Raw genomic sequence first — 12,360 nt, forward strand, 5'->3', positions numbered from 1 at the left:
GTTTAACGATCAGGTCGCTACCGGTTGCACCCGGGACAGCACCTTTAACCAGCAGCAGGTTGCGCTCAGCGTCAACGCGTACTACGTCAAGGCTCTGAACGGTTACACGTTCGTTACCCATCTGACCTGCCATTTTCTTGCCTTTGAACACTTTGCCCGGAGTCTGGTTCTGACCGATAGAACCCGGAACGCGGTGAGACAAGGAGTTACCGTGAGTAGCGTCCTGGGTACGGAAGTTCCAGCGCTTAACGGTACCTGCGAAACCTTTACCTTTAGAGGTGCCAGTTACGTCAACTTTTTTAACGTCCAAACAGTTCAACGCTAATGCTCTGACCTACAGTGAACTCTTCGCCTTCAGCCAGGCGGAATTCCCACAGACCACCGGCCAGCTTCTACGCCAGCTTTAGCGAAGTGGCCAGCTTCAGGCTTGGTCACACGGTTAGCTTTTTTAGCACCGGTGGTCACCTGAATAGCACGGTAGCCATCGTTAGCCAGGTCTTTAACCTGAGTAACGCGGTTTGCTTCAACTTCGATTACGGTTACTGGGATAGAAACGCCGTCTTCTGTGAAGATACGGGTCATACCCACTTTTTTACCGACTAAACCAATCATTGTTTCAACCTCTCAATCGCTCAATGACCTGATTAACCCAGGCTGATCTGCACGTCTACACCGGCAGCCAGATCCAGACGCATCAGAGCATCAACGGTTTTCTCGGTTGGCTCAACGATGTCAACCAGACGCAAGTGAGTACGGATTTCGTACTGATCGCGCGCGTCTTTGTTGACGTGCGGGGAGATCAGAACAGTGAAGCGCTCTTTGCGTGTCGGCAGCGGGATCGGACCACGGACCTGCGCACCAGTGCGCTTGGCAGTCTCGACGATTTCCGCGGTTGCTTGATCGATCAGACGATGATCAAACGCTTTCAGGCGGATACGGATTCTTTGGTTCTGCATGAGACAGAGCTCCAATTATTTTATAAACGAAATGATTACTCCTCAGACCCATTACGATTGATGGGAGAGTGTAACCGTTCTTACGTAGCTCCCCGATTGGGAGCATTGTTAGGTAGCCAAATTCGGCTAACTGAGGTTCAGATTGAACCTGCTGTCAACTACGACAAGCCCGCGCATTATACATACTTAACCACCGAACGCAAGCGTATTGCTAGTAAAGTAAACAGCCTTCGGTTATCTCTCAAGTTCGTTCAGTGCATTTTGACACGCTCTCTTAAACCGGCTTTCTCTTCGCTTTCTTCCACAGTATTTTCTTCGTCTTCAGAAGAAGAGGGGCATTCTCAACCGCGACGCCTGGGTCATCTTCCTCCTCGACGGATTCGACGACGGGGAGTGGCTGTTTTTTGAAGAAATAGTGTTGTGTTGATTGTTTAAAAGCGGGCGTTTCAGCCTCTACAGTGACTTCGGCTTTTACTATCCAAAGCACCCATAGCTGCCTGGCATACCCACCAACCAGCACCATTCCTGCAAACCACAGGCAAATCAGTAATAAACAAATTACATATATTATGGTGCTGTGTTTTTGTCGGGAGAAGATACCAGGGTGACCTGTTTCTTTCTGCTCACGCGCGGCGATATAGAATTCAAACATGTCATTTTCCCCTTCACTGTTGTTTCCGGGGAAATATTTGCTTCATCCCGATATAAGTAGGCACTCTCCCCTGCCACCTGCCAGAGATGTACTAACGTTGAAAAGCCAACAACACGTCAGTTTTCAAGTGGTGGCTTTTTTGAAATTGCTTTATTTTTCTACCAACAAGGGACGCCACTCCGCCGAAGGTTCTGTCGAAATATGCAATGCGCGGTTTAACATCGTTTCAGCCAGAGAATCTCTTCTCGCTGCTATCACGCGTATGGTACTCTCCCTTTCCGGCGACATTTTCCACAACAGAAGATAATCACCCGTCCATACCGACTCAAACCATTTATGTGTCAGCGTCCACGTTTGCTGACCTACGAGGACATCAACGCTAGCCTCACCGACGCGAACGACCACAACAGGCAATTTTTTGTCCCCGACTTTAAGCGATGCGATCCAGGGCAAATTCTGATCTACCAATGTTTGTAAAGAAGCATTCCACTTTACATGCCAGCCCCGCTCTTACTGCCTGATCGCACCAGGCCGAATCAGCTGGGACCTCGTACCCCCATACGCCGTATAACACGCTTAGCGCCTCACTATCGCGCATCACCACATGAGCAATATCCTTAGTCATATCTTGTTTAACTACTGGCGTTACGGGTATCAGCCACGCAGGAACGGGTAACGTAGCTGTAAAAGAGGACAGCAGTAGCCAACCACAGGTAAGAGCGATAATGGTTCCACTCATCACCACGGCAAGCTGCATTTTCCGGGGGCGGTTATCACCCAATATGCGGTAAATCATTCGCCATTGTTTTGCTGTGAAAACGCTGGTCTGCTCGGCTTGCTGTAATAAGCGAATTGTTTCGCCGGCAAGCGCCAGCTTTCTGGCGATCGCCCCGACATAATAAAGCTATCCGTTTCAGAACTCTGGCGGTTAAAGGAGATCGGGTTGGTCAATATTCTGACCTTCAAGGATGCTTGCCTTAAGTTCGTGCTCCGTCAGACGTCCTATCGAGACAAGTTCAATGCCTGTTTTTAAAATCACGTTCGACTTTTCGATCGGGTCTGCCGATCAGCAAAAATGACCGTCAGGAATAAGAGATATTGCGCGTTGGAGATCATCAAGTATGCGGCGGTGATTCAGGTGAGCATTTTCAATAATAATAAGAGGGCAGCGACTATCAGTTCGATGAAGCGCATGCAGTAATTGCCCCGCCATCTCATCTCGCGTCCAGGCGCTGTCACGGCAGCCCTGTTCAGCCGCGTTATCGTCGGTAACGATCCATGCGGCCTTACCTTGCCAGGAAACAACGAGGCTTAAAGTAATCACACGGCGATGTTTATCTTTTTTGCAGTTGCTGCGCCAGCCAGGTTTTCCACTTCCAGCCTCACCCAACAAATAGCATAGACGCCAGGTTTGACGTTTCTCACACAACCAGGAAAGAATAACTTCTCTTCTCGTAGACATAGAACTTCCTGTTTTAATTATTGATTATCCTTAATCATAAAAATAATGTATGTATTTATTAATTAAATACATATTACTAATATAAATAAATTTTGCTTGATCATGCAAGCGGCATTAATACTATTTATACTAACGTCAATATACAACCACCCAATCTATTTTATTAGAACATACATCGTGCCACACTACGTTCCCCTTCCATCTGGCGAATCATAAAAGATGCTGCCATCAATATATTGTTATATTTAATAGCATAGGGTCGATTATTTTTTAATGTGAATTATTTCCATACACTATAGTTAAAATGGACAGATCATTATCAACCAACAAACGCATTTCAGTCTGATTTCAGCCTTGCCGCTTTATGGCGTAACGAAAATCATGCTGGGGTAAAGATGCAAATCCGTGGCAGTTAATCAGGAAACACCTAAGCTCTCTATAGCGCTTAATGGCATTGTACTCACATCGAATGATGAGACTTCTTTTGTCTTAATTAATGAGGGGAGCGAACAAAAGCGATACTCCTCAACGAAGCCCTTGAGTCAGCGCCGGAACGTTTATTAGAAAAATAAATAAAACCAGCGTTGTGTTTGAAACTCACGGGCATTACGAAAAGTAACTCTCCATCCAGGGCTACCTGACATCATCAAGCAGCCTGATTCAGAAAGTCAAAATGTACTCGCTGATTATATTATCGCCACGCCTATACGTGATGGAGAACAGATATACGGGCTTCGATGAACCCTCGTAAGGGCCTCAATGCATTTACCACCAGCTTGCTACAACCAGGGATATCGCCCTCAGGATCAATAATCTTTCGCTGACCCACCCTGATGAGGTTTCACAGGCATTAAGTTTACTGCTAACTCAACAAAGTGCTCAGTTTACAATTCGTCGCAACGGCGTACCCCGCTTGATAATGTTTCCGTCGGGGAACTTACAGGAATGAATGGACTGCGTCATGAAAGGACTCAATAAATCACCTGCTGCTTGCTGGCAGCACTACTCATGCCTTGTGCAGGACACGCTGAGAACGAACAATACGGCGCGAACTTCAATAACGCCGATATCCGCCAGTTCGTGGAAATAGTGGGTCAGCATCTTGGCAAAACGATCCTGATCGACCCTTCGGTACAGGGAACCATTTCCGTACGCAGTAATGATACGTTTAGCCAACAGGAGTACTACCAGTTCTTTTTAAGTATTCTTGATCTTTACGGTTATTCCGTGATCACGCTGGACAATGGTTTTCTGAAAGTGGTTCGCTCAGCTAATGTAAAAACATCGCCAGGGATGATTGCTGACAGTTCTCGTCCAGGCGTAGGTGATGAGTTGGTCACCCGAATTGTACCGCTTGAGAACGTTCCTGCTCGTGACCTGGCCCCCTGCTCCGCCAGATGATGGATGCGGGTAGCGTCGGTAATGTTGTGCATTATGAACCCTCCAACGTTCTTATTCTGACCGTCGTGCCTCCACCATTAATAAACTGATTGAAGTCATAAAGCGCGTTGATGTCATCGGCACAGAGAAGCAGCAAATTATTCATCTGGAATATGCGTCAGCGGAAGATCTCGCCGAGATTCTTAATCATTAATCAGCGAAAGCCACGGTAAAGCCAGATGCCAGCCCTCCTCTCCGCGAAGATTGTGGCGGATAAGCGAACCAACTCTCTTATCATCAGTGGACGGAAAAAGCACGCCAGCGCATCACTTCATTACTGAAAAGCCTTGATGTCGAAGAGAGCGAGGAAGGAAATACCGGGTTTATTACCTGAAATATGCTAAAGCCACGAATCTGGTGGAAGTGCTAACCGGTGTTTTCCGAAAAGCTGAAAGATGAAAAAGGGAATGCGCGTAAGCCCTCCTCTTCTGGCGCGATGGATAACGTCGCCATTACCGCCGATGAACAGACTAACTCTCTGGTCATTACCGCTGACCAGTCCGTCCAGGAAAACTCGCCACGGTAATTGCGCGTCTGGACATTCGCCGTGCACAGGTGCTGGTTGAGCAATCATCGTTGAAGTTCAGGATGGAAATGGACTAAACCTCGGCGTGCAATGGGCGAATAAAAACGTTGGCGCACAGCAATTTACCAATACCGGATTACCGATTTTTAACGCTGCGCAAGGTGTGGCTGATTATAAAAAGAATGGTGGGATCACCAGCGCGAATCCTGCCTGGGATATGTTTAGCGCCTACAATGGCATGGCCGCAGGCTTCTTCAATGGCGACTGGGAGTACTGCTTACCGCGCTGGCAGTAACAATAAAAATGACATCCTCGCCACCCCAAGCATCGTAACGCTGGTAATAAACTCGCGTCCTTCAACGTGGGGCAGGATGTGCCGGTGCTATCCGGGTCACAGGACCACTTCAGGGGATAACGTCTTTAATACCGTCGAACGCAAAAACGGTGGGGACAAAACTCAAAGTTACTCCGCAGGTCAATGAGGCGACGCGGTGTTGCTCGAAATAGAGCAGGAAGTCTCCAGCGTTGACTCTTCCTCTAACTCGACGCTCGGCCCGACGTTTAATACCCGTACTATTCAAAACGCCGTGCTGGTCAAAACCAGGTGAAACGGTGGTCCTGGGCGGATTGCTGGATGATTTTTCTAAAGAGCAAGTGTCAAAGGTTCCTCTGCTTGGCGATATTCCTTTAGTGGGCAACCTCTTCCGCTATACCTCCACCGAGCGCGCTAAACGCAACCTGATGGTATTTATCGTCCGACGATTATCCGTGACGATGATGTTTATCGCTCACTGTCAAAAGAGAAATACACCCGTTACGTCAGGAGCAACAACAGCGGATCGACGGGAATCAAAAGCGCTGGTTGGCTCGGAAGATTTGCCGGTGCTGGATGAAACACGTTCAACAGTCACGCCCCTGCGCCATCGTCACGGTGAGGCATTCTATGAGAATTCACTCACCGTACCCCGCCAGTTGGGCGCTGGCACAACGAATTGGTTATCTCTATTCAGAGGGCGAGATTATTTATCTCGCCGATACGCCATTCGAGCGGTTACTCGATATTCAACGTCAGGTTGGCCAGTGCCAGACCATGACCAGCTTGTCACAGGCTGATTTTGAAGCTCGGCTGGAAGCGTATTCCATCAGAATACCGGTGATCGCACAGATTGCGCAGGATATCGATCAATCCGTCGATCTTCTCTCGCTTCGGAAGAGATTGCCCGCAAATGAAGATCTCCTGAATGAGATTCAGCGGCACCGGTTATCCGCTTGATCAATGCGATTTTGAGTGAGGCCATCAAGAAACCGCCTCTGATATCCACATTGAAACCTATGAAAAAACAATGTCGATCCGTTTTCGCATCGACGGCGTTTTGCGGACAATTTTACAGCCAACAAAAAACTGGCGGCACTGCTTATCTCCCGAATTAAGGTCATGGCTCGTCTTGATATCGCCGAAAAACGTTTCCACAGGATGGAAGAATTAGTTTTGCGTATCGGGCGACGTAACATAGATGTCCGCGTATCCACACTGCCGTCCATCTATGGTGAACGCGCCCGTACTCCGCCTGCTGGATAAAAACAGCCTCCAGCTTTCATTGAACAACCTGGGATGACGGCAGCGGATAAGCAGGATTTAGAAAATCTCATTCAGCTTCCGCACGGTATTATCCTGGTGACAGGGCCGACAGGCTCCGGTAAAAGCACCACGCTCTACGCCATCCTTTCGGCGCTGAATACTCCCGGCCGCAATATTCTGACGGTAGAAGATCCCGTGGAATATGAGCTGGAAGGCATTGGGCAAACGCAGGTGAATACCCGTGTGGATATGTCTTTCGCTCGCGGCCTGCGCGCCATACTTCGCCAGGACCCGGTGTCGTCATGGTGGGGGGAAATTCGTGATACAGAAACGCGCAGATTGCGGTTCAGGCCTCGCTCACCGGCCATCTGGTACTCTCAACACTCCACACTAACAGTGCATCAGGCGCAGTGACCCGGCTCCGCGACATGGGCGTCGAATCATTCCTGCTTTCGTCTTCCCTGGCAGGGATTATCGCGCAACGTCTGGTTCGTCGCCTGTGTCCGCAATGCCGACATTCCGCCCGTATCACCCCAACAAGCGCAGATGTTTAAATATCATCAGCTCGCGGTGACAACAATTGGCACTCCCGTAGGCTGCCCTCATTGCCATCAATCCGGCTATCAGGGGCGCATGGCGATCCACGAAATGATGGTGGTGACGCCGGAATTACGGGCCGCTATTCATGAAAATGTGGATGAACAAGCACTGGAGCGACTAGTCCGGCAACAACACAAGGCCTTAATCAAAAATGGCTGCAAAAAGTGATAAGCGGTGGACCTCCTGGGATGAGGTTTATGCGCGTCGCCAGTGCCACGCTGGAGAGCGAAGCATGAATTATCGCTATCGCGCCATGACCCAGGATGTCAAAAATTGCAAGGGATCATTGATGCTAACGATGAACGTCAGGCACGACTGCGGCTGCGTGAAGAAGGGCTTTTCCTGCTGGATATTCGCCCCCAAAAAAGTTCGGGAGTAAAAACACGTCGCCCGAGGATCAGCCATAGTGAACTGACGCTTTTCACCCGCAGTTGGCAACCTTAAGCGCAGCGGCATTACCCCTGGAAGAGAGCCTTGCCGTAATCGGTCAACAAAGCAGTAATAAACGACTGGGTGACGTGTTAAATCATGTACGCAGCGCCATCCTTGAAGGGCATCCCCTTTCCGATGCTTACAGCATTTTCCCACGCTTTTCGATTCGCTCTATCGTACCCTGGTAAAAGCGGGCGAAAAGAGCGGGCTGCTGGCCCGGTGTTGGAAAAGCTGGCTGATTACAATGAAAACCGGCAGAAAATCCGCAGCAAGCTCATTCAGTCACTGATCTACCCCTGTATGCTCACTACGGTGGCGATTGGGGTCGTGATTATTCTCCTCACTGCTGTCGTGCCCAAAATTACCGAACAGTTCGTGCATATGAAGCAGCAACTGCCGCTGAGTACACGCATTCTTTTAGGTCTGAGCGACACGTTGCAACGTACCGGCCCGACATTATTAGCGACAGTGTTTATTGTCGCTGTAGGTTTCTGGCTCTGGTTAAAACGCGGCAATAACCGCCACCGTTTTCATGCCATGTTGCTGCGCGTTGCGCTCATCGGCCCGCTGATTTGCGCCATTAACAGCGCACGCTATCTCCGCACTTTAAGTATTTTGCAATCCAGCGGCGTCCCTCTGCTGGATGGGATGAATTTGTCCACCGAAAGCCTCAACAACCTCGAAATTCGCCAGCGTCTGGCAAATGCGGCAGAGAACGTTCGCCAGGGTAACAGCATTCATCTTTCGCTGGAACAAACCGCAATTTTCCCGCCGATGATGCTCTACATGGTGGCCTCTGCGAAAAAAGCGGGCAGCTCGGCACATTAATGGTCAGAGCCGCAGATAACCAGGAGACACTCCAACAAAATCGGATCGCCTTAACGCTCTCCATCTTCGAGCCAGCACTCATTATTACGATGGCACTGATCGTCCTGTTATTGTCGTGTCGGTACTCCAACCTCTTCTTCAACTTAACTCAATGTTAATTAAGGAAGCATATGCGCGCAACGGATAAGCAACGCGGTTTTACATTACTGGAAATTATGGTGGTGATCGTCATTATCGGCGTACTTGCCAGCCTGGTGGTTCCTAACCTAATGGGCAATAAAGAAAGGCGGATAAGCAAAAAGCCGTCAGCGATATTGTGGCGCTGGAAAACGCCCTTGATATGTACAAAACTCGACAATCATCACTATCCAACCACAAATCAGGGCTTGGAATCCTTAGTAGAAGCGCCGACACTGCCACCGCTGGCCGCAAACTATAACAAGGAAGGTTATATCAAGCGTCTGCCTGCCGATCCCTGGGGCAATGATTATGTCCTCGTTAATCCTGGTGAACATGGTGCATACGATCTGCTTTCAGCAGGGCCCGATGGTGAAATGGGAACCGAGGACGACATCACCAACTGGGGTTTGAGCAAGAAGAAAAAGTAAGTCAGCGATGAATCAGCAACGCGGGTTTACCTGCTGGAGATGATGCTGGTGCTGGCGCTGGTCGCTATCACGGCAAGCGTGGTGCTCTTCACATATGGCCGGGAGGATGTCGCCAGCACTCGTGCGCGCGAAACAGCGGCGCGGTTTTACCGCTGCACTTGAATTAGCCATCGACCGCGCCACGCTCAGTGGTCAGCCTGTCGGTATCCATTTCTCTGATTCAGCATGGCGCATTATGGTACCGGGCAAAACACCATCAGCCTGGCGCTGGGTTCCATTACAAGAAGATGCCGCAGACGAGAGCCAAAATGACTGGGATGAAGAACTCTCAATCCATCTTCAGCCATTTAAACCTGATGACAGCAACCAGCCACAGGTTGTGATTCTGGCCGACGGACAAATCACGCCCTTCTCTTTGTTGATGGCTAACGCCGGGACCGGTGAGCCGCTCCTGACGTTAGTCTGTTCAGGCTCATGGCCCTGGATCAAACGCTCGCCAGAGATACCCGCCATGAACAAACAATCAGGGATGACACTGCTTGAAGTCTTACTGGCGATGAGTATTTCACCGCTGTTGCTCTGACATATCCTTTCCACAGAGCAGAAACAAAATATCAGCCGCAAAATCTGCCTGCTGCATGAGCTATTCCAGCCCGTGCATCCGGTGTGTGCCGTGTCGGTTCGCCTGCAGTGGGGACTAAGGGTGATGGCAGAGCGGATGATTAAGTGTCTGCCGCGTGAGGCCAGCAGCCCGGTAGTAGCGCTACTGCAACATCCCTTCGAACAACGGTAGCCCGGAGCAGGCACGTGACGATTTCGGTGAAACCGTAGGTGCCATACTCGATACGGTAAGCACCTTTCCCCTTATTCCCGCCCCGGTGCGGACCATTATTCAGGCCGTGCGTTCCTCGGTGGTGTCAGTGGCCCGCGCTGTCTGGGATTTCTTCTTCTGAGTGTTTAATTCTGCCCTATTATTCTCCGAGCCCTGTCGCAAGTGGCGGCAGGGCTTTCTTTATTTGTTTTACCCATACTGAGGAGTCTGCTTATGACCCGTCTGGCTTCGCGCTTTGGCGCTGCAAATCTTATTCGCCGTGACCGTCCGTTAACCCGTGAAGAGTTATTTCGCGTGGTGCCCAGCGTATTCAGTGAGGATAAACACGATCCCGCAGTGAACGCTACACGTATATACCCACAATTTCCCTGCTGGACAGCCTGCAGCGGGAAGGCTTCCAGCCATTCTTTGCCTGTCAGACACGGGTACGTGACCCCCGTCGTCGTGAGCATACTAAGCATATGCTGCGCCTACGTCGGGAGGGGCAAATTACCGGTAAACAGGTTCCGGAAATTATCCTGCTTAACTCTCACGATGGCACCAGTTCGTACCAGATGCTGCCGGGCATGTTCAGGGCGGTGTGCCAGAACGGTCTGGTCTGCGGCGAGTCGTTTGGCGAGGTGCGGGTGCCACACAAGGGTGGATGTGGTGAGTCAGGTTATTGAGGGGGCGTATGAAGTGCTGGGGATTTTTGAGCGTGTGGAAGAAAGAGGGATGCCATGCAGTCGTTGCTTTTACCGCCACCTGTGCAGCAGGCACTGGCAAAAGCAGCGCTTACGTATCGCTTTGGTGAGGACCACCAGCCGTTACTGAATCGCAGATACTCTCCCCACGCCGCTGGCAGGAATGAGAGCAATGACCTTTGGACCACCTATCAGCGGATTCAAGAAACCTGATTAAGGGCGGACTCAGTGGGCGTAATGCTAAAGGCGGACGAACTCATACTCGTGCCGTGCGTGGCATTGACGGGGATGTGAAGCTTAACCGTGCGCTGTGGGTGATGGCAGAAACACTGCTCACGCAACTGCAGTAGACGTTTCATGTTGCCACGTTGTTAATATCGGACACCACCTGTCCGCATCGCTATGTGCTCGTGTGCCTCAATCCCCCGGTTATAGCTTTTAACCCCCGTTACATCTGGCTTTTGCAGAAATAAAAATAGTTTCTGCGTTGTCCATACCCTGTCCGCCCCCCTCTTTAAAGTAATCACATCATTTTCAGTCAGTTAACTTTCTGGAGAATCTCTCATGACACAGGCAGAACGCCGCCATGACCGGCTGGCTGTCAGGCTGTCACTGATAATCAGCCGTCTGGTTGCGGGTGAAACGTTGAGCGTGCGCAAACTGGCGGCTGAGTTTGGCGTGTCAGTGCGCACGCTGCGGCGTGATTTTCGTGAACGACTGATGTATCTGGACCTGGAGTATCAGTCCGGATACTGCCGCTTACGCACTGCTGGCAGTGAGATGCAGATGGTGCCCGACGTGCTTATCTTTGCCCACCGCAGCGGGCTGGCCGGGCTTTTTCCCGGCCTTGACCGCCGTCTGGTGAATGCACTGCTGATGTGCGATGAGTCTCCCTGCGTGATAGCACCAGCCAATCCGGTTCCTTCGCCTTCAGGAGCATTGTCTTTCTGGAGACTGATTCAGGCCATTACCGGGCGCAGGCGGGTGACGCTGATTGCAGAGGGGCGACGCTGTGAGCGCCTAGCTCCCTGCCGGTTACTCATCCACCAGCAGACCTGGTATCTGGTGGCTGAACACGAAGGGCATATCGCCGTATTCACACTTGATGAAATCCATCTGATTCAGCCTTTGCAGGAGACTTTTCGCCGCAATGACAGTCTGTGTCGCCTGGTTGAAGACCCGGTCTTCATTCAGGCCTTACCCCATTTTCGCTTTATCCAGCATTCACTGCTTACGTTTGTTCCGGCCGACAGCCCACCGGAATAGCGCAGGCGTTGTTATCAACCCGGCAACATGGAGGAGCCCAGTGCCCGTTATTGCCATTATCGCCATTGTTATCATCGTCATCATTCTGAACAAAACCGGAGTGTCCGACAGCCTCACGGCCCTGACACTTGCAACCGTTGCCGCACTACTGACGGGAGGTGGTGCAGCCGGTGCTGCCAGTGTCGCGCTGACGCCGTTCGTCGGCGTGCCGGTGGGTATTTTTGTGGGAATTTATGTCTTGCCAAAGTGGTTCGTCTGATTTCAGGGAAAAAATAATGAAACGTAAAACACTACCTCTGCTGGCGCTGGTTGCCACCTCTCTGTTTCTGAGCGCCTGCGATGACAGGAGTGATGACCTCAAAGCTATCAGTAAATTTAAGGACCTCACGCCCCGCGCTTCAGCGATGTGGTCAGCCGTCAGGATGATGTCAGCGAAGAATGGTCACAGGTTGGCTTCTCATCCGGTCTCACCCTGCAGGTCTTACGTACCCGTGAG

At 50.7% G+C, this 12,360-nt stretch carries 11 protein-coding genes and 8 pseudogenes; 15 read left to right on the forward strand and 4 right to left on the reverse strand.

Features of this window, described 5'->3' with window-relative positions:
- The 4 genes and pseudogenes from rplC to QWY90_RS17165 all read right to left on the reverse strand — a co-directional run.
- Positions 1–612: pseudogene (rplC, locus tag QWY90_RS17150) on the reverse strand (50S ribosomal protein L3); the annotation flags it as partial.
- A gap of 32 nt (positions 613–644) precedes the next feature.
- Complete coding sequence (rpsJ, locus tag QWY90_RS17155; protein ID WP_001181004.1) at positions 645–956, reverse strand: 30S ribosomal protein S10; 312 nt, start codon at positions 954–956, stop codon at positions 645–647.
- Positions 957–1,230: 274 nt separating this feature from the next.
- Entirely contained in the window at positions 1,231–1,608 is a 378-nt protein-coding gene (gspB, locus tag QWY90_RS17160; RefSeq protein ID WP_290283986.1) for a putative general secretion pathway protein GspB, read from the reverse strand.
- Positions 1,609–1,613: 5 nt separating this feature from the next.
- Positions 1,614–3,070, reverse strand: a pseudogene (locus QWY90_RS17165) (P-loop NTPase family protein); the annotation flags it as partial.
- A 990-nt stretch (positions 3,071–4,060) separates the two neighbouring features.
- Here QWY90_RS17165 and QWY90_RS17170 point away from each other — a divergent pair.
- From QWY90_RS17170 to QWY90_RS17240, 15 genes and pseudogenes are all read left to right on the forward strand, one after another.
- A complete protein-coding gene (locus QWY90_RS17170) occupies positions 4,061–4,471 on the forward strand; it encodes a hypothetical protein (RefSeq protein ID WP_290283987.1) in 411 nt (136 codons plus the stop codon).
- A gap of 650 nt (positions 4,472–5,121) precedes the next feature.
- Positions 5,122–5,331 carry a hypothetical protein gene (locus QWY90_RS17175; protein ID WP_290283989.1) on the forward strand — a complete coding sequence of 70 codons (210 nt, stop codon included), beginning with the start codon at positions 5,122–5,124 and terminating at the stop codon, positions 5,329–5,331.
- 317 nt (positions 5,332–5,648) lie between these two features.
- Positions 5,649–5,777 (forward strand): annotated as a pseudogene (locus QWY90_RS17180) (secretin GspD/PilQ domain-containing protein); the annotation flags it as partial.
- 148 nt (positions 5,778–5,925) lie between these two features.
- Positions 5,926–6,309, forward strand: coding sequence for a hypothetical protein (locus tag QWY90_RS17185; protein WP_290283990.1), 384 nt, complete (start codon positions 5,926–5,928; stop codon positions 6,307–6,309).
- A gap of 70 nt (positions 6,310–6,379) precedes the next feature.
- Positions 6,380–7,169, forward strand: a pseudogene (locus QWY90_RS17190) (GspE/PulE family protein).
- On the forward strand, positions 7,162–7,383 hold the full coding sequence (locus QWY90_RS17195; RefSeq protein WP_290283992.1) for an ATPase, T2SS/T4P/T4SS family: 222 nt from the start codon (positions 7,162–7,164) through the stop codon (positions 7,381–7,383). The pseudogene QWY90_RS17190 and the gene QWY90_RS17195 overlap by 8 nt, the downstream one beginning before the upstream one ends.
- A 105-nt stretch (positions 7,384–7,488) precedes the next feature.
- Positions 7,489–7,659 (forward strand): hypothetical protein, encoded by a 171-nt coding sequence (locus QWY90_RS17200; protein ID WP_290283993.1) that lies wholly within the window; start codon positions 7,489–7,491, stop codon positions 7,657–7,659.
- Positions 7,647–7,835 carry a type II secretion system F family protein gene (locus QWY90_RS17205; RefSeq protein ID WP_500683665.1) on the forward strand — a complete coding sequence of 63 codons (189 nt, stop codon included), beginning with the start codon at positions 7,647–7,649 and terminating at the stop codon, positions 7,833–7,835. The genes QWY90_RS17200 and QWY90_RS17205 overlap by 13 nt, the downstream gene beginning before the upstream one ends.
- Positions 7,783–8,633 (forward strand): annotated as a pseudogene (locus tag QWY90_RS17210) (type II secretion system F family protein). The gene QWY90_RS17205 and the pseudogene QWY90_RS17210 overlap by 53 nt, the downstream one beginning before the upstream one ends.
- 12 nt (positions 8,634–8,645) lie before the next feature.
- A complete protein-coding gene (gene gspG, locus QWY90_RS17215) occupies positions 8,646–9,083 on the forward strand; it encodes a type II secretion system major pseudopilin GspG (protein WP_290283997.1) in 438 nt (145 codons plus the stop codon).
- Between the two features lie 106 nt (positions 9,084–9,189).
- Positions 9,190–9,666 (forward strand): type II secretion system minor pseudopilin GspH, encoded by a 477-nt coding sequence (gene gspH / locus QWY90_RS17220; RefSeq protein WP_290283998.1) that lies wholly within the window; start codon positions 9,190–9,192, stop codon positions 9,664–9,666.
- 590 nt (positions 9,667–10,256) lie between these two features.
- Positions 10,257–10,580: pseudogene (locus QWY90_RS17225) on the forward strand (DUF932 domain-containing protein); the annotation flags it as partial.
- A 582-nt stretch (positions 10,581–11,162) separates the two neighbouring features.
- Positions 11,163–11,864 (forward strand): DeoR family transcriptional regulator, encoded by a 702-nt coding sequence (locus QWY90_RS17230; protein ID WP_000189409.1) that lies wholly within the window; start codon positions 11,163–11,165, stop codon positions 11,862–11,864.
- Positions 11,865–11,904: 40 nt separating this feature from the next.
- A pseudogene (gene ypjK / locus QWY90_RS17235) lies at positions 11,905–12,140 on the forward strand (protein YpjK).
- Positions 12,140–12,360 (forward strand): annotated as a pseudogene (locus QWY90_RS17240) (YfjS/YafY family lipoprotein); the annotation flags it as partial. The pseudogenes ypjK and QWY90_RS17240, both read left to right, overlap by 1 nt.

The sequence above is a fragment of the Flavobacterium paronense genome (genome assembly GCF_030409795.1).
GTDB classification, from domain to species: domain Bacteria; phylum Bacteroidota; class Bacteroidia; order Flavobacteriales; family Flavobacteriaceae; genus Flavobacterium; species Flavobacterium paronense.

Excerpts from the sequence above, each read along its gene's own strand:
- rpsJ (WP_001181004.1), bottom strand. The coding sequence starts at position 956 with ATGCAGAACCAAAGAATCCGTATCCGCCTGAAAGCGTTTGATCATCGT.
- gspB (WP_290283986.1), bottom strand. The coding sequence starts at position 1,608 with ATGTTTGAATTCTATATCGCCGCGCGTGAGCAGAAAGAAACAGGTCAC.
- QWY90_RS17185 (WP_290283990.1), top strand. The coding sequence starts at position 5,926 with ATGAAACACGTTCAACAGTCACGCCCCTGCGCCATCGTCACGGTGAGG.
- QWY90_RS17195 (WP_290283992.1), top strand. The coding sequence starts at position 7,162 with ATGTTTAAATATCATCAGCTCGCGGTGACAACAATTGGCACTCCCGTA.
- gspG (WP_290283997.1), top strand. The coding sequence starts at position 8,646 with ATGCGCGCAACGGATAAGCAACGCGGTTTTACATTACTGGAAATTATG.
- gspH (WP_290283998.1), top strand. The coding sequence starts at position 9,190 with ATGTCGCCAGCACTCGTGCGCGCGAAACAGCGGCGCGGTTTTACCGCT.
- QWY90_RS17230 (WP_000189409.1), top strand. The coding sequence starts at position 11,163 with ATGACACAGGCAGAACGCCGCCATGACCGGCTGGCTGTCAGGCTGTCA.